We start from the raw sequence: 22384 nt of genomic DNA, 5'->3' as shown, positions 1-22384 counted from the left end.
TCCAGATAATTCCCTGATACCCTAAGAATGTTACTGCTCCTTCTGAAAAAATAAATTTTTCCGCAATTCTTTTCCCTGGAATATGAGCTCATACGCTATAAGATAAGATTATGCTGTATGTAGAACGAAAATTCAGATTAAGGCTCGATCAAGGGCATTCCAGGTTTTCTAGGGCTTCTCAGGCTTAAGCATAGCTTCAGGCCAAATTCGGCTATTAATCTCCGGACTTCTCCTTTCTGTAAGTCCTGGCTCCCGTGAAGCGCCTGGTCCTTTCCAGAGCCTGAGTTCTGGCAGTTTTTCTTTTTCTGCCAGGCACAAAACCATTTTTAGCTTTTGCGCTTGATTTGATGAGTGAAACTATTTCCGCTACATCCGGAGCTTTTATGAGGTCGTCTTGAAGTACACCTTTAGGCAACTCACGGGCTTTGCTTACAATTCCTTTCCCTAAAGCGTTAACTTCTACAAGGATTTGCTTTTCTGCGGCTTCTCGTAAGAAAGATACTCCCGATGGTGCTTTTATTGTGCCGTCTACCCTAGCATTTTCGTGCATTAATACAGAGTCGGCTTTTATTCCACCGAAAATTCTGCTGTTTCGGCCAATATGCACCTGTCCTTTTGAAAAGAGATTCCCATGGACAGTACTGCTTTCTCCTATGATGATCTTGCCCTCTGAATAAACGCTTCCCTTCAGGGTCAGGTTTTTTCCTGTCTCAACTGTCTGTGCCCGAATGTTTCCTATTAACAGGCAGTTACTCCCGATATCAGCTTCCCCGGCAACCTCGATGACTTCAGGGGAAATCTTTGCACCGGCAGGTATAATCATTATATTTTCACTTGGCTCTTTTCCTTCAAAGTCCTGGCTATCCTCGGAATCTTCAAAAAGTTCTTCTACGGCTTTTTCTATTTCCTCGCCTTTTCCGAGGCGCATCATTTCTCTTATATAAAGGAATAAAAATATAATTACAGGGACCGGATTCCTGACCACGATCCATCCTTTGGCCTCGAACCCTCCCCTAATTTTAACTTCTTTTCCTACGTCCAGATCCCCTTCTACGAGCAGTTTTCCGTCTATGGTTACAAATTCTCCAAGATAAGCATTTCCGCCGACCTCTACCCTGCTTCCCAGTTTTGACCACATGTCAATCCTGATATCGGAACTTGCCGCTATATCCCCGGAAACGGTCACCCCTTCTCCCATAATGACTGTGTGTCCGAGTATGCCGTATTCAATACTGGAGTGATTGCCGATAATAACGTCTCCCTGGACTATAATCCTGTTTGCTTCTATTCTGGTGTTATCTGGAACCAGGAAATATTTTAGAATCTGTTCTGGCTCTGAAATGATTTTTCACTCTCCGGGGAAACTGTTCTTTGGTTCTTTAATATATGGAAATTTCGGGGTAGACATGAGACTGTCTTTTAATATCCGTTTTTTTATGAATAATATTCATTCAAAAATTACGATCTATAATATATTCTTATTGATTTTATCCGCTCATTTTAAGAATATTTGAGCAATACGAACTACGTTTTATATATTATATCTAACTATATGTAAATTTGTCTAAAATTTAAAAAATCTTTATCTTTAACATAAACTTAAGACTTATTTTTCCTTTTTCTGTGTCCCCTTTATTTATTCACAACTTTTCCTGCAGCTTCAATTATTCTTCTTTTTTCGAAGCAATTCCTACTCTCACATCTACGGCTGCTCCGCTGTCAAGGGCCAGGATCTCTGCAGGAGATAACAGCAGTTGTCCTGTTGCAAGTAGCCGGTCAGCTTCGTCTGTCACGAGTACCTCTTCTCCGGCCCGGAGTTCGGGATCGATTTCAACCACATGTTTTATAAAAGCTGTTTTACCTTTTTCCACAAAAGGAGCAGCTTCTGCTGAAATAACGACCCTGAGCTTTCTTCCGGGCAAAAGCCTGTGGATAATGGAAGCTCCTTCAATACTGAGGGTAAAAAAGCCATCTTTTGCTCTTGCTGTGGCTATGCGTTTTCCTGAGTGAAAGACCTGGCGTACTCTTTTTGTCCGGGATAACTGAAATGTTGCACCTTCAGGAAAAAGCTCTTTTCCAATGCCTTTTCCAAACTGGTAATCTGCAATCATGCGGACTCTGGTAAGCCTTTTTCTGTCACAATTCATGAGAATAGGTAATATATGCAGACCTTAAAGCCGTTCCGGTTATTCTGATTTTTCTAGGCCGTACTGCAGGGAAATGCCGGCAATTTATCTTTTCCGAAATGAATAATATAATATTTAGTGGTATATTTTAAGCAATATCTGTCAGGTATCTATCCGTGAGATTTCTCTCTGCAAACTGTTTGTTATCTGCAAAACTAATTTCAGCCACCCAGCTTGCAAGCGATATTTAAAGGGTTAACAAGGGCGGGAAATGCATGTGAAAATCACACCTCGATTTTCCGAGGAAAAGGGTGTTCTCAAATTGGTTGAGCTTTTTTCAAAACTGTTCCGGGTAGCAGGCTACATGTTCGAGGTCCGAACCGTATCAAATCTTATCATCTTCGAGTTTGCAGGAGCAGGTTAACAGGCATTTCCGGCAATTCGAATATTTCCCTGAAGATGTTTGTCTCTATTTATCTACATAATGTAAATTTTTATTGCATTATCATAGACTTAGGAGCTCCTAACGTCTCATCTCTGCATTTAATGTCTACCCTAATGCTATTGTTTTTTCTTTTCAGGCTCCATACTTATTTCTCTTTAATAAACGCTTTTTTTGCTCAAACTTTTAGCAAAAAATTAATAAGTATGAGCACCAATCTAGTACGTGGTTTACGAAAATGTAAATGTGTGTATATAAAAAAATTTGAGCTGCTTATGTTTCAAAAAGGCAGGGGAGGGATCCGCTTGATAGTCCGAAAAAATATCTCTATTGACCAGTGCTATGTGGATAAATTAAAGCCCTTTCTGGAAAAAAATAACGGAAACTTAAGTGCAGCAATAAGGGATGCTATCGAAATTGCCTTTCTGACTCTGGCTGGGAACACGGGTAAAAATGGAGAAAATGATTCAAGTAAAGCTTCACAACATGCAGAGTTTCAAAATAAGTTAATCGAAGAAGAAGAATTTTTACTTGTTCACCACACCCTGCTTGAATGGCTTATTAAAAACACTTCCGGACTATTGATCGATGAAGCGATTGTGTATGAAATAATCAACCCTTATAAAGTTAAAAGAGTTCCTGATGTTGTCAGTTATATAAATGCGCTCAATGAGAAAATGGGCTGGAAAATTAATGTTGATGTAGAGTGCAGTCAGGATCCGGATCCCGAAATTGCAAACCTTACACTCTCAAACGGTAATCCCTGCTTCAGGGAAATAATGGCTCATAGTCTGGCCCTTTACCTGGCAAAACAGATGAAACTGGATGTCCAGGGATTATTCTGCAGGTCAAACATAACAAAAGTCTACTTTAAGCGGTTCGAATTTCTTGATTATCAAAAAGTTCCTAAAGGGCTTGAAGAACACTTCGGGTCAATGGAAGGCACTTTCCGGGAAATTCAGAGAAAACCGCAGTTCTGGAAAAATCTTATCAATATATACAGACAGCAAAATTACCAGCGTCTCAGCATAAACAGAAAGACCTTTGAGGCTTTTGTTTCCGGAAATATTCCATCCGTAACTGACATCATAAGAGATTTTGAATTGAATGTGGGTAAGCATCCGGAGGCTTTCACTCTTGCTGAGCATATTCTGATTTTCAAAGAATTTTACCTGACTGATGGTATGGGAAGTGATATTGAAATTTGCACTGAAAATGGCAGGGAATATGTGAAACTTATTCATGATTATTCTGATAAAAAAGTCTGTGAATACCTTACAAACTATTATTCAAACATTTTTAGGGCAATTGGTTGTCCTTTTTCAGTTACTGCTAGCCCCTACATGATCCTGTTCGAATTCGATAAAGGCCTTAATTTTATCCCTATTTCTCCGGAATAAAGTACATAGAGTACTGCCTTCGCTAATTATCCGACTTCTTTATTCAGATGGATACATTCATATGTGGGAGTTTCATATCCTTTTTCATGAGTGACGTAATTTTACTATGGGACTGCCCTCTTCTTTTTGAAAAATTGTTTGTGGAATACGGACTTGAATGCAGCCGGGCACTCTCAACATCCCTTGGTACTCCTTATTTTCCTGCCTGCAAGGTTCTGGTCTTGCCGACTGGTTTTGCAAATAAGCAGTATACAAAAACAGGTACAGGGCTTGAACGTGGTAAACACTCTCTTGAAAAATTTGTGGTAAAAGGAGGTACCCTGCTTGTCTTCAGCCCTCTTGTCCCGGAATACGAATATGAATGGCTTCCTTTCTCTTTGAAGTACATAATGGAAGAAAACTCATGTACACCTCAGCCTGTGGATGAACATGATGCTCAAAAACTTGTGGAAAATATCGTCCCTCCGGCAGGATGTGACGGTTACTTCTCAGAAACCGATGCTGAAATTGTGCTCAAAGATGACAGAAACAGGCCCATCATGGTCGTAAAAGAATTCGGAGAAGGCATGATTGTTGCAACCACAATACATGAACTGCCTGCAGCCCGGTTCTTTGAGTGCAGGATTGCGTGTGCGAAAAAAGTGAAAGCCTGAAAAACCGGAAAATGAACCTAAAGATAACCGGAGAATAAACATAAAGAGAGTTTTTTGGAAAAACAGACCGTCCCAGGTGGCAATCGCTTTGTTAATCCTCATTTAATCTTTTTTACATTTTTATCCTTCTTGTACTGGTCCCGAAGTTTCTTTATTTCTTCTGTTTCATTTTTCAGTTTGATTACAAAGAAGCCTAAACAGGGTTTTGTAAACTGAAATATGATATCGTTCCCTGAAAAACCAACAGGTGAAGTTGTACCTATGAGGATGAAACCTTTTACTTTGTACCCTCCAGGTACAATGTATACGTCCTCCGAAATCTCCTTAATACAGTTTTCACACTCTTTGAGAGTTGTGTTATTAAATTCGCAAGTTAAAATTATGCGAGGAATATTATAAAACTAATTCATTTTGAAAAAAGGAAAATAGAGCTCTATAGAAATCCTTAATTTAATCCAAATTACTTCTACAACCTTTTTGTTTATGTGTTCGGAATACTCGCAGGAATAAACGTTCAGCCTGGAAGACTGAACAGCTTTAAGACTAACATCAACAAATTTAATATAAATGTGATAACATGAGAATGGTTAAAATCCGATATTAGAGAGATTTAAACGCGGACCTGTGGGGACATGATTGAATAAAAAAGTTATCTCGCTTTCAAGGGTTTCCATAGAATAACAATTGCAAAAGTTGAAATTAAGGATAACTGTATCCCTCCTTACAGATACTTATCGATAGAATAATCAGAGATGAAATGTATGACCGGCATAAAAGTGCTCCTTATGATGGGATGTCCTGAGGTCCCAATTCAAACCAGCATTGCTCTGTATCTTTCCCATAAGCTAAATAAATCAGGATTTGACGTAACTGTTGCTGGGAATGATGCTGTAATCAAGCTTTTGAAAGTTTCCGATATCGACGGTTATTATGTAAAAAAAATGGTTAATCTCGATAAAACCTTAGAGGACATTATTGAGAAAAGATTAGATTTCGACATGTGCTTCGCCTTTATGCATAACGATTCCGGAATGACTTTTGCAACAACAATGAGCGCCATTTCTCAGGCCAAAATGTACTCCATTGTTTTTGGCAAGAACGCTGAGGCTCTAGCAGAAGCCATTGAGTTCGACTGTGAGAAAATAGTTGCAAAAGACGTTCATAATCCCACCCGGCTCAAGAACAAGCTGGATAAGGTGATGGAGGAATTAGTCAAATGAGCTGTATTGAGCAGATGAAATATGAGATCCTCCTGGAAAGGATAAGTTTCAAGGAGTCCAGAGAGTATATTGAGAAAAATTCGGATGAGGTTTACTATGTACCGCCAGGATACAAAATCTTCAAGGACTACTATATAATAGGAATACCACCCATTGCTGTGGGGGCTAAAGGTAATTCTCTGATTTTTCCTTTTACAAAACCCTGTCATGGAAGCTTTGTTCTGAGTATAGAAAACCAGGACAGCATAAAAGAGATCAATCGGCTCAGAGAGACAGAGAAGGAAGAGGGAACGGCATCATTAAAGAAAGGCAAATCTCTTGAGAGCCCCAAGGCGCCCTCAGCCAGCTATCAGGATTTATGGAAAAATGAGACAAATGAGACAAATGAGACTTAAGAAGTTAGCCGCAATTAAAATCATATAAGAGAATTTTCAACATAGAGGAAAGGAGTTTAATCTCACATTCCTCCAAGCTTCACTTTTAAAATTGAATTTTACACTTTTGACTTTTACTCTATTACCAGGTCCCTGACCCTGATTCCGCTTTCCACTATTTTCCCTACGATTTTTCCGCCCGTAATCTCTACAGCTTTTGCAGCATCTTTTTCCGGCAGGATAATCAGAAAGCCCATGCCCATATTGAAGGTCCTGTACATCTCAAGCTCTTCGACTCCTCCCTCTTTCTGCAGGAACTTGAAAATCTCCTGGGGTTCGAGAGGATCGTAAAAGTCAAAGCCGAGTTTTGTCACCCTTCTCAATTTCAGAAGCCCGCTGCCTGTTATGTGAGCAAGCCCATGGACTTCACATGCCTTAAGGACATCAAGGATCTCAATATAAATTCTCGTTGGAACCAGGAGCTCGTCCCCGATTGTCTTTGAACTGTCATAGGGGCAGGGATCATGGTAAGAGTATCCGGCTTCTTCAACTATCTTCCTTACAAGGGTGTAACCGTTACTGTGAACACCTGTGCTGTGGATACCGACAACCACATCACCTACCCTGACTTTTCCTCCTTCAACAACCTGATTTTTTTTGACAATTCCCAGGCACGTGCCTGCAAGGTCAAAGCCTTTAATTATATCGGGCAGGGTTGCGGTTTCTCCACCGACAATAGACATCCTGGATATCTCAGCGCCTTTGAGCAGTCCCTCTCCTATCTGGACGGCAAAGCCTTCTTCGTGCTTTTCCAGGGCAAGGTAGTCTACAAAAGCCACAGGTTCGGCTCCCATGGCCAGAAGGTCATTAACGTTCATTGCGATACAGTCTATTCCTACTGTATTCCACCTCTGCATTTCGTTTGCAATAAGAACTTTTGAGCCTACCCCATCCGTTGTTAGGGCAAGAGCATATTCTCCGAAATCCAGGAGCCCTGCATAGTGCCCTATTCCTGTGAGGGGGGCTCCTATGCCTTTTCGAACATAGCTAAGTTTTTCGATAAGGGTTTTGACGGTTTTTTCTTCCTTTGCAATATCCACGCCTGAATCCGCGTATGTTAAGTGCCTTTCACTCATTTTTTCCCCTCCCGGCCTATTTTATAGCTGTTTTTCAATTCCGTTTCCATTATATAATTCGAATTCATCATGCAGGGTCTTGACTGCGGCAAATGCATCATCTTCCCGCACCACGAAAGAGATATTGTACTGGGAAGAGCCCTGGCTGATCATGATAATATTAATCATCGAATTTCCAAGCGCTCCGAAGACCCTTTTTGCCACGCCTGGAGTTCCTGCCATACCTGCACCTACGACTGCAACTACACAGACATTTTTGTCCGAAGTAATCTCTTTTACGATTTCGCGGTTGAACTCTTTATGGAGCGCTTTCAATGCTGGCTCAACATTTGCCTCACTGACCACGAAAGATATATTGGACTCCGAAGAACCTTGGCTGATCATAACAACATTAACATCTGCCTTTGCAAGAGTTGTAAAGAGCCTTGCTACAGTCCCGACTGTTCCTGCCATCTCTACGCCTGCAATATTAATGAGAGCCACGTTTTTGATCAGACTTACTGCTTTTACAACATGCCTGCACTGGAACTTCTCCGCAACAACGAGCGTGCCAGGGAATTCCGGATCAAAAGTATTTTTGACACGCACCGGAATGTGTTCGCGCATTGCAGGCTCAATCGTGCGCGGGTGAAGTACATTTGCCCCGAAGTAAGAAAGTTCCATTGCTTCAGCATAGGAAATTTGCGGGATAGTTTTTGCCTCTGGCACGATTCTCGGGTCAGTGGTCATGATCCCGTTAACTTCTTTCCAGAGCCAGATCTCATCGGCTTTCAGGGCCGCGCCAAGGATAGAAGCCGTGAAGTCAGACCCGCTTCTTCCCAGAGTGGTAATAATTCCGTCTTCATTTTCTCCTATAAATCCCGTGACCACGAGAATCTGGGATCCGAGTCTGCATCCAAGCCTCTTTTCCACAAGGTCGTAGGTCTTTTCCAGGGGCCTGGCATTTCCGTAATCCGATGAGGTTATAATCCCTGCTTCTCCACCTGTATATTCTGTTGACGCGGTTCCAAGAGAACGGACAGCTCCTGACACAATCGGAGCAGCCAGGCGTTCTCCATAAGAAGAAATATAGTCAATGGATCTTGGAGTAAGTTCGCCCAGATAGCAGATTCCGATCAGGGCTTTTTCGAGCTCATCAATGCGAAGATCAAGAGTCTGGAGAACTTCTTTTACAATTGTGGGGTCATCAATGGCATCATTCACGGCTTCATGGTGTTTATTTGTAATTTCGGTTTTAAACTCTTTCACAAGGGCAACTTTGCCTTTTGCTGAGGCAAGGAGTGCATTTTCCAGAAGCCCATCGGTTACTCCACCTAGCGCCGAGGTTACTACCACGATCTGGTTGCCTTCTTCATGATACCTTTTCAGAAGCTGGGCAACATGACGGATTTTTTTTCCGTCCCCAACGGAAGTTCCTCCAAATTTCATTACAATTTTCATGATCGGATCACGTTTTGGCATTAACTGGTTATTCTCACACCATTATTCTTAAACTGTTAATTTTATTAATTTTAATAATTTTAATAATTTTATTAATTTTAATTATTTTAATTATTTTAATTATTTTAATTATTTTCCAAAATTATTCCAGATTCATATTCATCCTAATCCGGGAATATACGCAAATTGTCTCTCAATAAAATGGTTTCTTTTGTCGAGAAAGCTATATGACGGCTCTTTTATAACTTAATATATTTTATGCTGAGAACCTGTTCTGTATAGGATACGGATACTATATTATAATGTTTGTGTAAAAAGAGTGTAGAAATTAAGATATCTGCATCAGCAGAAAAACCTGCTAGCAGATGCCCAATAAAATGCCGGTAATAAGTATCTGGTAGAAAGTAATATATTTTATTCCAGAGATGAAAGAGTAAAACAGTTAGAGACAGGTGAAGCAATGAAATATGCCGTACTTATAGGAGACGGAATGGCCGATTACCCGATAGAAAAATTGGGCAACAAGACCATTCTCCAGGCAGCCCGAACCCCTGCCATGGATTATATCGCAGCTCACGGAAAAACCGGGCTTGCAAAAACTATACCTGATGGATTTTCTCCTGGAAGTGATATCGCAAATATGTCTATTCTCGGGTATGATCCAGCAGTATATTATTCCGGGCGGGCTCCTCTGGAAGCTGCCAGTATGGGCGTGGCCCTTGCAGCTGATGATGTGGCTTTCAGATGCAATCTTATAACCATTGAACATGGGAAAATAAAAGATTACAGTGCAGGGCATATTAGCAGTGACGAAGCTAAAATCCTCATTGAGACCCTTGATACGGAACTCAGTACTGACGATCTGAGTTTTTATCCCGGAATCAGTTACAGGCACCTAATAGTCGCCAGAAATAATCTGGGGGCTGAAACAGAATGTACTCCACCGCATGATATTACAGGAAAGAAAGCGGAAGAATACCTACCTAGAGGAAAGGATGGAGATTTCTTTTCCGGATTAATTAAAGCATCTATGGTTGTTCTTGAACTGCACCCAGTTAACCTGAAAAGGATTGAAGAGGGCAAGAACCCCGCAAATTCAATCTGGGCGTGGGGTCAGGGTCATGCTCCAAAGTTTACGCTGTTTCGAGAACTGTATGGGAAAACCGGAGCAATTATCTCGGCAGTCGATCTTCTGAAAGGCATTGGAGTTTATGCAGGCATGGAAGTAATTGAGGTTCCGGGAGCAACCGGCTATCTGGATACAAATTATGAAGGAAAAGCCAGTGCTGCCATTGAGATCCTGAAAACCAGGGATCTTGTCTTTGTTCATGTGGAGGCTCCTGATGAAGCCGGACACGAGGGAAGTATTGACAAAAAGTTAAAGGCTGTAGAAGATTTCGATAGCCGAATAGTAGCCCCTATCCTTAAACATGCTGAGGCTTCAGATGAGCCCTTTACGATTCTCATACTGCCTGACCATCCGACTCCAGTTTCCTTAAAAACTCATACAAGGGACCCGATTCCCTTTGCAGTCTACAGGACCGACAGAACAGATCCTGATGGAACAGAGGCTTTTGATGAGGAATCTGTTAAAAAAGGCTCTTTAGGCCTCGTAAAAGCTTCGGACCTTATGGGAATGCTTGTAAGGGATAAATAACTGTATTTTTCTGGTTCGCCATTTGATGTATCTATTCGACTTCCTTTAAATTTTCCGAAAATCTCTCTGCTTGGGTTTTTGGAAACTTCTTCTTTTATTATTCACATTCTTTTTTGTGGCTACATTTTAGTAAAATTACCTGAGAAAATGTATATATCCTTTCTCAATATATTCATAATAGCACTTCTATTTCTGTGTTATAATTTTACTTAAAGGGGAATTTAAGATGAAATGGCCTGCTAGGAAATCATTTTCAGGACCTGCACGCTGGGATCCTTTTGAAGAAATCAGAAAGACGCAGGAGCGCCTGAACCAGCTGTTTGAAGACTTCATACCAATGGAAGAATGGGGGGGCGGAAAGGTATATACCCCTGCCATTGACATTAAGGATGAAGAAGATAAGCTTGTGGTCACTACCGACCTGCCCGGCATTAACAAAGAAGATGTCGAAATTAACCTTAAGGAAGACATGCTTGAGATCAGTGCAAAGAGCGGAAAGGAAAAAGAAACCGAAGAAGAAGGATACGTGCGTCGGGAGAGAGCATATACTCGCTTTTACCGGGCAGTCCGCCTGCCTACGAGTGTTAAGGAAGAGGGAAGCACTGCTAAAATAGAAAACGGCGTCCTGACAATAACGCTTCCTAAAATGAAACTGGAAGAACCGGCAAAGAAAATAGCTATCGAGTGATTTTTCAAGAGAAAAAAGATCACCCTGGATAAGGTGTCAGACTGCGGGAAAAACTCACAGTCTTTTCTTTCTTGAATTCTTTTCTATAAAATTTCCACGCTTATCCCAGCTCAAATTTCGATTTTCGGAATCTTGTATCGGATAATCAATTGAGTATGTGTTGAACATCTTTAAAAGTTAAATATAAAGAAAGTTCTCAACTTAAAGAGAGTTTTCAACTTAAGTGGGTTCTCGACTTTTATGACCTGATTCTTGTATTCGCCCTGGACATATCCGGGTTATAATATTCGGAATCAGAGCACGGTTCAATATGAATTGAGAAGTGACCGTTTTCGCCGCAGATTTCCTTCAACCTGTCTTCTATCTGCGTTGATATTTCATGCGCATCTACAATATTCAGATCTCGGTCTACCTCAATATGGACGTCTGCAGCCATGGCGTTTCCTATCTTTCGGGTTTTTAGCTCATGGAAGCCTAAAACGCCATCAGTGGAGATCAGAATCTCTTCAATGCTTCTGTAGGTTTCCGAATCAAGTGAAGCTTCCAAAAGCTCATTAAGGCTTTTATACGAGATATCGAATGCCACCTTGAAGATAAAGAAACTTAATACAATTGCGGCGATTGGGTCAAGCACTACCCAATTACCTCCAAGAAATATTGCGCCTCCTATCCCTATCATGGTTCCTACTGAAGAGAAGGCGTCCGAACGGTGGTCCCAGGCGTTTGCAATTACCGCATCACTCTTGAGTTCTCGGCCACATACTATGGTGTAACGGTACAGCCACTCTTTTACCACAATTGAAACGATTGCTGCAGCAAGAGCGGTTTTGCTTGGCTCCGGAAGTCCCTTTCCATCATAAAAAGCAATAACTTTCTGAAGACCTCCCCAGAAAATTCCAAACGCCGCCGCAACAAGTACAAGCCCTATAAACGCTGCGGCTAAAGTCTCAATTTTCCCGTGCCCGTAATTGTGTGTGCTATCCCTGGGTTTTCTAGCAATCTTTAAACCCACAATCACTGCGATATCAGTTATGAAGTCTGATAGTGAATGAGCCGCATCAGCAATCATTGCCGAACTATTGCCCAGAATCCCAGCCGCAAATTTAAAAGCTGTCAGTAAAAAATTAAAAATCATTGAAACTTTTGTTACATGAGCTGCTCGGGAATATCTGGTATTCTCACTCTCTTCGTAATTAAAAAGAGTATATTTATCTATATAGCCAGTGTCTTCCATAATTTCTCATATTATCTTGACTATTTGATTATATTTGAGATATTATATTTTAATATATATTCTATCATTAGGCGCGAGCATATAAATTAGTGGTCAGTAGATATAAGGTTATCTTTCACTCATTAAGGACTTTATCAGGTATACGTTTTTACGAGCTGATCACGACTCTCCGTTCTCGATTGTTTAATTTGCCATTTTATTGAATAAGATCGGCTGTGGACATTCAGCCGTAATGCGGAAAGATATATTTTATTTCCTTAAGTTTTTCTCCTTCCTTTCCTTCGATTTCATCAGGAAATTCTTTACTTTTCAGAGCTTCAGCCTTTGCAACTTGAGGGTGCTGCTTTAGAAACTCCATTGAATAATCAGTAGTCTCCTTTGCTGACGATTGAAAGATTTCATCGATCTCTTCCCTGCTAAATTGCCCATGATAAAATAAAAGCTGAATTACTTTTTGCCTGGTAGCCTGAGGTTCTTTTTCATAGTCCAGTGAGTAATACAGTTTGCTTATGATAACTCTTAAACTCCAGGATCTGCTTCGTTCATTGTCTTTTAACTCAAAAGGGCTTTTATTCTTTATTTTCTGTATAATTTCATTCAGGTCATATTGGCTCGTATTTAACACCCTATGAAATTTGGTTTGCAAGCAGATAAAAGCTCTTAATTCTGCCCTGAAAAAGTTAGTGTGGGAAAACGGGGTAAGATGATAAATAACTTAAACTGGAAAATAAGGTAAATAAAAACTAATGTAAACTGAAGAATAAGGTAAATAAAAACTAATGTAAACTGAAGAATAAGGTAAATAGGAAAATAGGTAAAAAGTGCGGCATCAGGAAATTGTTCTCATCATCTTTTGCTCAGTCGGGGTAACTTTCATCATCGCCGCAAGATCCAGTATATCGGTGGTCTTATTTATGGTTACTGCCTTTACTGCTGCAAATTATTCATTTACGGAATTACCTCCCTGCGTTTGAAAAGATCATACGCGATCGCTTTATATTTATTAATTTCAAAGACCTTTGAGGAACACGTTTGAAATTCGAAGCCATAGCCGTTGAAAATATTCCCCTTATACATCCTGGAGATGACTTACCCTCAATTATCTGTATGAATATGGAACTTCAGGACAGGGACATTGTTATCGTTGCCTCGACCGTTGTTGCTAAATCTGAAGGAGAGGTCTTCAGGCTCGAAGATATCACTCCAGAGGAGATGGCACTTGAGATCGCAGCCCGGAGCGAAAAAGATGCCCGATTTATTCAGGCTGTACTTTCCAGGAGCAGGGAAGTCCTTATAGAGAAACCTTTTATGCTTGTAACAACTCTTGAAGGACATACCTGCGTAAACGCAGGAATAGACGAGTCAAATATCGAAGATGGATTTTTGCTCTACCCTCCGAAAAATCCGGATGTCAGTGCTTCAAGGCTCGGGAAAGAGCTCGAAAGGCTGAGTGGGAAAAAATTAAGTGTCATTGTCACGGATACAAACGGGAGGGCTTTCAAGATAGGACAGACCGGTGCTGCCATAGGAATTTACAAAATAAAACCTGTGAAGCGCTGGATTGGGGAAAAAGACCTGTTCGGAAAAATCCTTGAGATTACGGAAGAGGCGGTTGCCGATGAACTTGCAGGTGCTGCAAATCTTCTGATGGGGGAAGGAGCAGGCGGAATTCCTGCGGTTGTGATCCGCGGGCTTGATAACTACTGTGAAGAAGATATTTCTATAAAGGAAATTTACCGCCCTGAAGAGCAGGATATTATTAAAAAAGGGCTTCGCTGCCTGCAAAAAAAGAGTTGAATTAAAGAAGATACGAGCTTCAAGCTCAGGTATTGGTTTCAAAAAGAGATGTCCGAAGTATCTATTTTAAGGGATTTTGTGACATGAGGATGGTTCAATTCCGTCCTGAAAAATAATTTCCCCGACTTAAAATGGGGCTTAATTGTATTAAGAGCGGATCATGGTTAGAATCATTTTGAACCTTTCCATTGCATGGAGTGCGTGTGGGTCGTTGGCAGGCATTATGATCATGTCTCCCTTCTCTAGAATATTCTTATTACCAGAAATAGTGATTTCTGCCTTCCCATCGATTACCTGAACAATGGCATCGAAGGGGGCAGTATGTTCGCTCAGTCCTTCTCCTTTGTCGAAGGCAAATATGGTCACGGTTCCCGTGCCTTTACGGATAATTTCTCTGCTTACAACGGCTCCTTTTTGGTATTCGATCAAATCTTCTACCTTTAGTGTCCTGGCTTTTAATTCTTCAGACATTATTCCACCTCTTATCCTTGTTCCATAAATTCATCTAGCTTATGCAGGCATCTGACAAATTTTTGCGCGGATAAATTCTAGTCACGCCAGACGTTGTACTGCTTCGGATTTTTTTGGATAAAATACCCTCAGAAAGCGTTTTTACATTTATTTTATGCAAGAACTCTTATATAATTAGGTTATTTTACTTCTTTTTATAGAAATGTTCTTCTAAAAGAGTGCACGCAGAATGGTTTTTAAGTCCTGCAGGTTCAGTTCTCGCCTGAAGTCCCGCTTTTCAGCGCAAAAGGTATATGCTCAACTTTCACACCTGCTTCTCTGAAAAACTTAAGTGAGTCTTCGTCAGGATAAGGAGTTGCATATACGACTCTTACGATGTTTGAGTTGATAATCATTTTCGCACACAGAACGCACGGTTGGTGTGTACAGTAGATGGTTGCTCCTGATATGCTCACACCATGAATTGCGGCCTGAATTATAGCATTCTGTTCGGAGTGCACTGCCCTACATTTTTCGTGTCGGGTGCCCGAGGGAATATTCTCCAAGTTACGTATACATCCAGTATCAAGGCAGTGCTCCATACCGCTGGGAGCCCCGTTATATCCGGTTGAGAGAATGCGCTTATCACGGACGATCACAGCCCCGACGTTATTTCGAAGGCAGGTGGCCCGTTTGCCTACCACAAAAGCAATTTCAAGAAAGTATTCATCAAGTGAAGGTCTTTGGGTCATTATTTTTAATGAATAGTAAATGGTATATTAGAGTTGTCGGTTGAGAGAATGCACTTATCCCGGAAGATCACAGTCCCGACGTTATTTTAGAGGCATGTGGCTCGGTTGCCTACTACGAAGGCGATTTCAAGGAAATATTCATCAAGGGAAGGTCTATTTATCATTATTTTTAATGAACAGTAACAGGTATATATAGCTGTGACGTTAGAACTTGTACCATTTTTAAGAGTTAATTTTAAGTGGAATGAATTAACGGTGTATAGAGAAGAACTACCTATCGAGGAAGAATTGATATATTCTGTGAGAATACAGAATTAAAACAGAATTAACTTATTTATAATATTGATTTACTTATATTATTGATCTATCCAGAACATCATCCCAGAAACTGAATCTTATTGGATTCAGAGTAAATTCATAATTCTCAAACAAATCTTATTTATAATCTCATTATAAATCTTGATGTTTCTGGATTACACATCTGGATATGAAAAGTTGTTCGGATAAGTTAGATAGAAAATAGATGCATGCATCCGGAGTATTAAATTATGGCAACAGGTTTGACCGAACTTTTAGATAATTTCGTGAAAAATCACGATAATCGCCAGTTGCTGGCACTTCCTCTTGCAGTACTCGCAGTTGCTTTAGTAGTACTGCTGGTTTCCTTTGTAAGCAGCGGGTCGCCGGTAATCCTGGGAATGGAATTTCAGGGTGGTACCCAGATTTCGGTAGAAACGACTGACTCTCCTGCTGTGCTTGAAAAAATGTATTCTTCTTACCCCATCACCGACGTCCGACAGACCGGAAGCAGGGTTATTATGCAGTTCGGGGTCATGGACGATGAGCAGCAGCGTCAGCTTGAAAAGGATGTTATGAGCCGCTATTCGAATGTGGAGATCCGGCAGGTCGGGCCCATCTACGGCAAGGATCTGCAGGTACAGGCTCTTCAGGCCCTTGTCATTTCTTTTATAGGGATGGCAATTGTGGTATTTCTGCTCTTTCGAAGCTTGGTCCCTTCCATTGCAGTGATACTCTCTGCCTTTTCGGATATCGTAATTGCAGCTGCTTTCATGAGAGTTGCAGGGATAGAACTTTCTCTGGGAACACTTGCCGCTCTGCTTATGCTTATAGGTTATTCTGTGGATAGTGACATTTTGCTCACAAATAGAGTAATTAAACGTCGGGGTGCAGTAGAAGAGAAAGTCTCCCGGGCTATGCATACAGGTATTACCATGACCACCACAACCCTTGCAGCGCTTGCGGTCATGTACGTAGTCTCGACTTTCTCCTATCTGGTCATTCCCTCATTTACACAGATTACTCTGCTTTCGCAGATCTCAATAGTGTTGATTGCAGGGCTTTTTGCAGATATTATGAATACCTGGCTCCTGAATACGGGAATTCTAAGATGGTATGTGATGAAGCCCGAATTCAGAGGGAGGTACAACAGATGAGCGATAAAAAAGGTCTTTTTAAAAATCCGAGAGTCATTATCTTCATTCTGATCCTTCTTGGCTCTATCGTGGCTATCCACCCGGGCTATACCCCCGGAGAAGGGACAACTTCCAACCTTAACTTCGGGCTTGACCTGGAAGGCGGGTCCTGGCTCCAGATCAAACTGGAGGGAGCGCTTGCTCAGATAGATGCAGATTCAGGAAAGTTAGTCCGCGGAATCGTCGAGCCCATAATCGGAGCTCCCATTGAGATTACAAAAAATGACCTTGACGTCGGCGGCTCTGCCGATAAATCTATCACGTTTACGACATCCGCTTCGGTCAGTGCCTCCCAACTTGAGTCTCTGGGCACGGTAAGCGTGGACAAGCTGAGTGGGAACAAAACGCAGGTAATTATCTCCTCTGCCAGTAAAGAGGCCCTCATCCAGGCTTACCTCTCAAAAGCTCTTGATGCAGAAATAGTTCCTATGAGTACTCAGGACGGCATGGTCTACGAAATCAGAACTGCAGTCACTGAAGAACAGCTTGAGACTCTATTGGAAAAAGTTGGATGTTCGATCCACAAGAACGAAGACGGAACTTCAACTTACAAAGAAGGAGTCAGCAGTGAAACCAGAGACCTGACAAGGGACATTCTTAACGACAAGCTCAATTCTATGGGTCTGAAAGATATTCCTGTCAGGACTGTAGGCGAAGACTATATTCTGATTGATTTTGCAGGCATTGACCTGGCGACTGCAAAGGAAATAGCTGAAAAACCGGGAAAGTTTGAGATCAGGATTCAGACAACAGGAAATGAGACGGAACATGTCCTTTACGGGGATTCAATCGTAGGTGTCGGAATTCCAAGCTTCCACGATGAACAGTGGCACACTCCCTTTACCCTAAATGAAGAAGGAGCCCGGACACTCCAGAAAATTGCACTCGAAACCGGGGCAATTGACAATCCGGATGCCCATTATCTGAATATGTACTTGGATGAAGTCAAGATCTATGGAGCTCCTTTGAGTCTGTCTGCAGCTTCCAAACTGCGAGAAGGTCCGATATATTCCTGGGAAGCTTCCACAGGTACTGATGAAGCTGCCAAAACCGAAGCGACTGCACTTCAGGTTCACCTAAGGGCAGGGGCTCTTCCTGTCAATGTGGTACTTGTAGGCTCAGGACATGTGGACGCAGGCCTCGGAGCGCAGTTCAAAATTGCCGCTCTGGTTACAGGTCTGATTTCCCTGGTTGCAGTAGCAGCCGTGGTTTTCTTCAGGTACAGGAGACCTGAAATCCTAATACCCATGGTAGGAACTTCCACCAGTGAAGTTATTATGCTCCTTGGAGTTGCATCGCTCATAGGCTGGCAGCTTGACCTGGCGTCAATTGCAGGTATTATCGCTGCTATAGGTACCGGAATTGACCACCTTGTAATCATCACAGATGAGGTGCTTTACGAAGGCAAACTCCCTCCAACAAAGGTCTTCAAGTCCAGGATAGCAAAGGCTTTTATAATCATTTTAGGGGCAGCCTCCACAAATATAATCGCCTTGTCTCCACTGGTCGTAATGGGCTTTGGTTCTTTGAGGGGCTTTGCAATTACTACTATCATTGGTGTCTTAATTGGTGTAATTATTGCAAGGCCGGTTTACGGTATAGTAATCAAGGAACTTCTACATTCAGATGAAAGTGAAAACGTAGGTATGACTGAGTAATATATTGAGGGAAAATGAAAAATAAAGTTCCCTGAATTTAGTACTCAAAAGCTAAAAAAGGTGGAATCAATGCAGGATCTCTGGACTTTGAAATACAGGGCAGGTACCTTGGAAGAAATGCTTGGGAACGAACACTCAGTGACCACTCTTTCTGAACTTGCTCAGTCCGGGGCCTTGCCCCATCTTATTTTATACGGGCCTGAAAATTCCGGAAAAACGACTGCTGCCCTTGCTCTTGCCAGGCAGCTCTATGGCAGTACATGGAAAAACAATTTTGCATACTTCAATGCTTCGGATTTTTTTGACCAGGGAAAGCGTTATCTTGTCAGGGATAAGCGTTTTGTGCGTTTTCTGGGTACTGACGACCCTAAGAAAATCTATAAAAGTGTAATCGATATCTTTAAGGAAATTATCAATGAATATGCAGGGATGGCTTCAATTGATGCCGATTACAAGTTAATCTACATCGATAATGCCGAGTCCCTGAGTTCAGACGCACAGCACGCTCTCAGGCGAATTATGGAAAAGTACAGTGCAACATGCAGGTTTATCCTTTCAACCACCAAACCTTCCAAACTTATAGCTCCGCTTCGCTCAAGGGGCCTTCAAATTTTTTTCACATATGTTCCTGACTCTCTTCTGAAAGCCCATCTTGAGAAAATTGGCTGTGCTGAAAATTTGAAATTTTCGGAGAGCGCGTTTGATGCGATCCTTTATTTTGCAAAAGGGAATATTGCAAGAGCTGTCCATACTCTGCAGATTGTTTCCTTGCTGGCACATGGAGCAGTCATTACTGAAGAGATGGTATACCAAGCTACTATGAAAGGCAGAGATGAAACTATAGATAAACTGCTTTATGCGGCTCTCAACGGGGATTTTTTCAGAGGACGGCAACTTATCGACGAGATGATCGTCGAAAAAGGGTTGTTAGGGGTTGAAATTCTTGAAAGGCTTTCCGAAGCCCTTGCAGACTCAGGGGAAACCGATACGGATATTGCTCGTCTTGTTGTAAAAATTTCCGAAACGGACGCTCTACTTAAAGATGCTGCCAATGAGCGAATCCAGCTCGAAAAACTGATCTCTACATTCTCTTAATTTTTTTATACAACTGGAACCTTTTTTTTCTTTTTTAATTTTCGGTAATTTTCAACGGTCTTATATAAATACTTCTATTTCGGAGGCTATAATATTAACAAAATATATATACTATATCCTTTTTACTGAAATTAAAGCAGTAAATTATATATATGATTAGCTTTTATCTTTTATTGTAAAGAGGCCAGAAGCTCAGGCTTCTCAGAAGTTATTGGGCTCTAGTATACTTTCTACAAAAGGTGATCTGGATTTCAGGATACATCCGTGGTGATGTGCTTATACTTTCTGAAGATGGTTCTGAGCCTGGATTCCCTTGAGCAGAAGCCGAATTCGGGCCTTTTTGAAAAATCCACAAAAATACCTCCATTGCTCCCTGAATAACTCCCTCATTTCAGGGAGGTCGTGCTTATAAGGCAGAATATAATTATAACCTCCGTTTGAAAAAGGTAAAATTCTGCCTGAATTTAAAAAATTGCCTGCCTGAATTTCCCCTTCAGACAGGCATTCGATTAAACCTTTTTTTAAATTCTTTTTTTCAATTTCTTTCAGTATTTGTAGTGCTTTACCGAGTGATAGAGAATCACAACAAAGAAAGCAATTATTACCAGCAAAAAGCTGAAGAAACCTACCGGGTCCCAGACAAAGCCTATCCCCGCCCCTCCTTCTCCCCAGGAAACTAATACAGCTCCCTGGAGCACTGTGGGAATAACTACACAGGCGAAGGCCAGCACGAAGATAAACACAATATCAAAGACCTCTGTAATGGTGCCCTTTTCTGTCATTGTTCTTCTGCCTCCTCAGTCGTAGTATTTGAACTCAAACATATGGTTTTTGATGGATTCTCTTACCCTCAGGCATCCGATTGTCTCAATTATAATGATCAGCCCTACGAAAATCACATAGAGGTAGAAGAAATTTCCAGCAATTTCCCATGTTTCGGCAAGGATCTTGTATATTATAAATCCTTCCACGCTTACCAGCAGGACAAGCATGCCTACAACGAGAACCGTATCTCCGTTAAGTTTACGATGATATTTGCTTTTCATTGCATGGTTATTCATCTCCAAGGCCCATCGCCTCCTTTCCTGTTCTTACATTTTCCGAGCCCCTGGGTAAGGGCCAGCCCATTTCAGTCCAGTTGTTTTCTATGTTTGAACTCTTGTGCCTCTGGCTGAAGTAGAAGTATGCAATGCCATAGAACACAAAAGCGAAGATCAGGTTATACTTGTAGCCCCAGAACAGCGTTGAAAGAATCGTAATTGCAATTGCAATTGCAAAGTAAGCAATATACGGCTGAAGAGGGCCCACAAAAGGCCTGACCCTGCTTGTGGTCTGCGGGAAGAGCTTCCTGAAGCGGATCAGGGAGAAGGGAATCAGCACATAGCAGAGCAGTCCGGAAATAATAGAGAAGGTAATAACCTGGTCCAGGAAACCACTGAATGCAAAGCCGATTGCAACAGGCACCGTGAAAATCACAGCCCTGTATGGGGTGTTATACCTTGGGTGCACTGCCGAGAACCAGGAAGACACATAATTGTCTCTGGAGAGGGCAAACCAGGAGCGTGAGGAGTCACAGACGCAACCGTTTGCACTGGCGACACAGGTCAGGAAGGTCCCGAGTCCCAGCAGGGCAACAAAGATAAAAATACCACTGTTCTGTGCAGCTTCAAAGAGCGGATACACGGAAACTCCGAGCAAATCCGCAGGGATCAACACTGCACAAAGGTACAGGGTCATTGCTGCTCCTATGAGCAGGGTGATCATTCCGGCTTGCTGCCCTAGAGGTACTGCTCTTGAAGGATGCTTGCACTCTTCAGCACACATCGCCGCCCCTTCTATTCCAAGGTAGAACCACGGCCCGAACTGCAAGGCAGCAAAGAGGCCTATCATACCGTTTGGCAGAGCTCCCTGGAAAAGGTATTCAGGGTGGATATTAACTGTTCCGAAGGCAGTTGCGAAGAAGAAGACCACTATTGCAATGAAAGCTATCATGGTCAGGACAAAATTCAGAGTAAGAGCCGCAACAACCCCCCGGTAATTAATGAAGGTCAAAAGTGCAATGACAAGCAGTGTGACAGGAAAAACCTGTAGCTCCGGGAAGATGCTCTGTGCAATGAATGCGACAACAATGGCATCTGCCGCTTCAAGTGCAATATATTCCATATAGACTGCAAGTCCTACACTGGCAGCTGCCCCTGGACCTATAAATAATCTTGCCCAGTCGTAAGGTCCTCCTGCAAGTTTGGTTGCTGATCCAAGTTCACTGGCGCAGAGAGAAATTATGACATACATTGTTCCTGCAACCAGCATGGCAAGCAGAGAACCCAGAACTCCTCCTTTTGCAACGGTAAAGTTCCAGCCCATGTATTCACCTACCAGCACGATGCCGACTCCGAGAGCCCATACATGGAAAGGCCTTAGAGTTTTAACTAAACTGGAAGATTCATGCTCAGACATGCCATCTCAGCCCCTTCTTTTTGAAACCTTACTGGCGTCCAGTAAGACCCAGCCCATCAACCCGAAAGCCAGGAGATATATCAGTCCGTTTATTACAGTCCAAATATCCATTTTAATATCCCCATTTTTATATATTATATTTTTATATACGTTCACCTATATGTGAATAATTTCCATAGAAATCGCAAGATATGTTTATATTGGTTTCGCCTGAGTTTTCAAAAAAAATTAGCCAGCGAGATATTCGCTGGCCTCGGTTCCTTCAATATAAACTTAGGCTTTGGACTTTCGGCTTAGAATACAAGTCCCAGG

Annotated in this window: 23 protein-coding genes; 11 read left to right on the top strand and 12 right to left on the bottom strand. The window is 41.8% G+C overall.

Going from position 1 to position 22384, the window contains the following annotated elements:
- Positions 1-214 precede the first annotated feature (214 nt).
- Positions 215-1198, bottom strand: coding sequence for a hypothetical protein (locus RG963_RS10105; protein WP_310576142.1), 984 nt, complete (start codon positions 1196-1198; stop codon positions 215-217).
- Between the two features lie 466 nt (positions 1199-1664).
- The gene (locus RG963_RS10100) at positions 1665-2147 is read right to left on the bottom strand and encodes a PUA domain-containing protein (protein ID WP_310576141.1); all 483 of its coding nucleotides are present in this window, start codon (positions 2145-2147) and stop codon (positions 1665-1667) included.
- Positions 2148-2403: 256 nt separating this feature from the next.
- On the opposite strand from RG963_RS10100, the gene RG963_RS10095 reads away from it, so the two are divergent.
- The 3 genes from RG963_RS10095 to RG963_RS10085 all read left to right on the top strand — a co-directional run bounded on the left by RG963_RS10095 (position 2404) and on the right by RG963_RS10085 (position 4621).
- On the top strand, positions 2404-2550 hold the full coding sequence (locus RG963_RS10095) for a hypothetical protein (RefSeq protein WP_310576140.1): 147 nt from the start codon (positions 2404-2406) through the stop codon (positions 2548-2550).
- A 323-nt stretch (positions 2551-2873) separates the two neighbouring features.
- Positions 2874-3968 carry a hypothetical protein gene (locus tag RG963_RS10090; RefSeq protein WP_310576139.1) on the top strand — a complete coding sequence of 365 codons (1095 nt, stop codon included), beginning with the start codon at positions 2874-2876 and terminating at the stop codon, positions 3966-3968.
- An 86-nt stretch (positions 3969-4054) separates the two neighbouring features.
- The gene (locus RG963_RS10085) at positions 4055-4621 is read left to right on the top strand and encodes a hypothetical protein (RefSeq protein ID WP_310576138.1); all 567 of its coding nucleotides are present in this window, start codon (positions 4055-4057) and stop codon (positions 4619-4621) included.
- A 98-nt stretch (positions 4622-4719) separates the two neighbouring features.
- On the opposite strand, the gene RG963_RS10080 is transcribed toward RG963_RS10085, so the two are convergent.
- Complete coding sequence (locus RG963_RS10080; protein ID WP_310576159.1) at positions 4720-5001, bottom strand: DUF1894 domain-containing protein; 282 nt, start codon at positions 4999-5001, stop codon at positions 4720-4722.
- Positions 5002-5382: 381 nt separating this feature from the next.
- Here RG963_RS10080 and RG963_RS10075 point away from each other — a divergent pair, with 381 nt between their 5' ends.
- Positions 5383-5841 carry a DUF1890 domain-containing protein gene (locus RG963_RS10075; RefSeq protein ID WP_310576137.1) on the top strand — a complete coding sequence of 153 codons (459 nt, stop codon included), beginning with the start codon at positions 5383-5385 and terminating at the stop codon, positions 5839-5841.
- Complete coding sequence (locus RG963_RS10070) at positions 5838-6236, top strand: DUF1894 domain-containing protein (protein ID WP_310576136.1); 399 nt, start codon at positions 5838-5840, stop codon at positions 6234-6236. Before RG963_RS10075 ends, RG963_RS10070 begins: the two co-directional genes overlap by 4 nt.
- A 113-nt stretch (positions 6237-6349) precedes the next feature.
- Here RG963_RS10070 and purM read toward each other — a convergent pair whose 3' ends face one another.
- Together purM and RG963_RS10060 are read right to left on the bottom strand one after the other, a co-directional pair.
- Positions 6350-7351 carry a phosphoribosylformylglycinamidine cyclo-ligase gene (gene purM / locus RG963_RS10065; RefSeq protein WP_310576135.1) on the bottom strand — a complete coding sequence of 334 codons (1002 nt, stop codon included), beginning with the start codon at positions 7349-7351 and terminating at the stop codon, positions 6350-6352.
- A gap of 21 nt (positions 7352-7372) precedes the next feature.
- Positions 7373-8791, bottom strand: a complete 1419-nt coding sequence (locus tag RG963_RS10060) for an aspartate kinase (RefSeq protein WP_310576158.1) — start codon at positions 8789-8791, stop codon at positions 7373-7375.
- A gap of 460 nt (positions 8792-9251) precedes the next feature.
- On the opposite strand from RG963_RS10060, the gene RG963_RS10055 reads away from it, so the two are divergent.
- Positions 9252-10448, top strand: coding sequence for a cofactor-independent phosphoglycerate mutase (locus tag RG963_RS10055; RefSeq protein ID WP_310576134.1), 1197 nt, complete (start codon positions 9252-9254; stop codon positions 10446-10448).
- Positions 10449-10674: 226 nt separating this feature from the next.
- On the top strand, positions 10675-11136 hold the full coding sequence (locus RG963_RS10050) for an Hsp20/alpha crystallin family protein (RefSeq protein WP_310576133.1): 462 nt from the start codon (positions 10675-10677) through the stop codon (positions 11134-11136).
- Positions 11137-11374: 238 nt separating this feature from the next.
- Here the strand turns inward: RG963_RS10050 and RG963_RS10045 are convergent, their stop codons facing one another.
- Both RG963_RS10045 and RG963_RS10040 read right to left on the bottom strand, forming a co-directional pair.
- Positions 11375-12370, bottom strand: coding sequence for a cation diffusion facilitator family transporter (locus tag RG963_RS10045; protein WP_310576132.1), 996 nt, complete (start codon positions 12368-12370; stop codon positions 11375-11377).
- Positions 12371-12593: 223 nt separating this feature from the next.
- Entirely contained in the window at positions 12594-12995 is a 402-nt protein-coding gene (locus tag RG963_RS10040) for a hypothetical protein (RefSeq protein WP_310576131.1), read from the bottom strand.
- Between the two features lie 407 nt (positions 12996-13402).
- Between RG963_RS10040 and RG963_RS10035 the strand changes: the two genes are divergently transcribed.
- Positions 13403-14167: a coenzyme F420-0:L-glutamate ligase gene (locus RG963_RS10035; protein WP_310576130.1), complete on the top strand. Its 765-nt coding sequence runs from the start codon at positions 13403-13405 to the stop codon at positions 14165-14167.
- A gap of 147 nt (positions 14168-14314) precedes the next feature.
- Here RG963_RS10035 and RG963_RS10030 read toward each other — a convergent pair whose 3' ends face one another.
- Both RG963_RS10030 and RG963_RS10025 read right to left on the bottom strand, forming a co-directional pair.
- Positions 14315-14638, bottom strand: a complete 324-nt coding sequence (locus RG963_RS10030) for a cupin domain-containing protein (protein WP_310576129.1) — start codon at positions 14636-14638, stop codon at positions 14315-14317.
- A gap of 251 nt (positions 14639-14889) precedes the next feature.
- Positions 14890-15369, bottom strand: a complete 480-nt coding sequence (locus RG963_RS10025; RefSeq protein WP_310576128.1) for a deoxycytidylate deaminase — start codon at positions 15367-15369, stop codon at positions 14890-14892.
- 548 nt (positions 15370-15917) lie between these two features.
- Between RG963_RS10025 and RG963_RS10015 the strand changes: the two genes are divergently transcribed.
- The 3 genes from RG963_RS10015 to RG963_RS10005 all read left to right on the top strand — a co-directional run bounded on the left by RG963_RS10015 (position 15918) and on the right by RG963_RS10005 (position 19615).
- A complete protein-coding gene (locus RG963_RS10015; RefSeq protein ID WP_310576127.1) occupies positions 15918-16823 on the top strand; it encodes a protein translocase subunit SecF in 906 nt (301 codons plus the stop codon).
- The gene (locus RG963_RS10010; RefSeq protein WP_310576126.1) at positions 16820-18520 is read left to right on the top strand and encodes a preprotein translocase subunit SecD; all 1701 of its coding nucleotides are present in this window, start codon (positions 16820-16822) and stop codon (positions 18518-18520) included. Before RG963_RS10015 ends, RG963_RS10010 begins: the two co-directional genes overlap by 4 nt.
- Positions 18521-18589: 69 nt before the next feature.
- On the top strand, positions 18590-19615 hold the full coding sequence (locus RG963_RS10005) for an AAA family ATPase (RefSeq protein ID WP_310576157.1): 1026 nt from the start codon (positions 18590-18592) through the stop codon (positions 19613-19615).
- A 545-nt stretch (positions 19616-20160) separates the two neighbouring features.
- Here the strand turns inward: RG963_RS10005 and RG963_RS10000 are convergent.
- Genes RG963_RS10000 through RG963_RS09990 form a run of 3 tightly spaced genes read right to left on the bottom strand, consistent with a single transcriptional unit; the run spans position 20161 to position 22072 of the window.
- A complete protein-coding gene (locus RG963_RS10000) occupies positions 20161-20397 on the bottom strand; it encodes an AcrB/AcrD/AcrF family protein (protein WP_310576125.1) in 237 nt (78 codons plus the stop codon).
- A 15-nt stretch (positions 20398-20412) separates the two neighbouring features.
- Positions 20413-20676 carry a monomethylamine permease gene (locus RG963_RS09995; RefSeq protein WP_310576156.1) on the bottom strand — a complete coding sequence of 88 codons (264 nt, stop codon included), beginning with the start codon at positions 20674-20676 and terminating at the stop codon, positions 20413-20415.
- A complete protein-coding gene (locus tag RG963_RS09990; RefSeq protein ID WP_310576124.1) occupies positions 20669-22072 on the bottom strand; it encodes an APC family permease in 1404 nt (467 codons plus the stop codon). Before RG963_RS09990 ends, RG963_RS09995 begins: the two co-directional genes overlap by 8 nt.
- Positions 22073-22384: the final 312 nt, after the last annotated feature.

Source organism: Methanosarcina baikalica, from assembly GCF_031461075.1.
Classification (GTDB): domain Archaea; phylum Halobacteriota; class Methanosarcinia; order Methanosarcinales; family Methanosarcinaceae; genus Methanosarcina; species Methanosarcina baikalica.
Note: the sequence above shows the minus strand (reverse complement) of the source record. Positions and strands in the feature narration are given on the sequence as shown.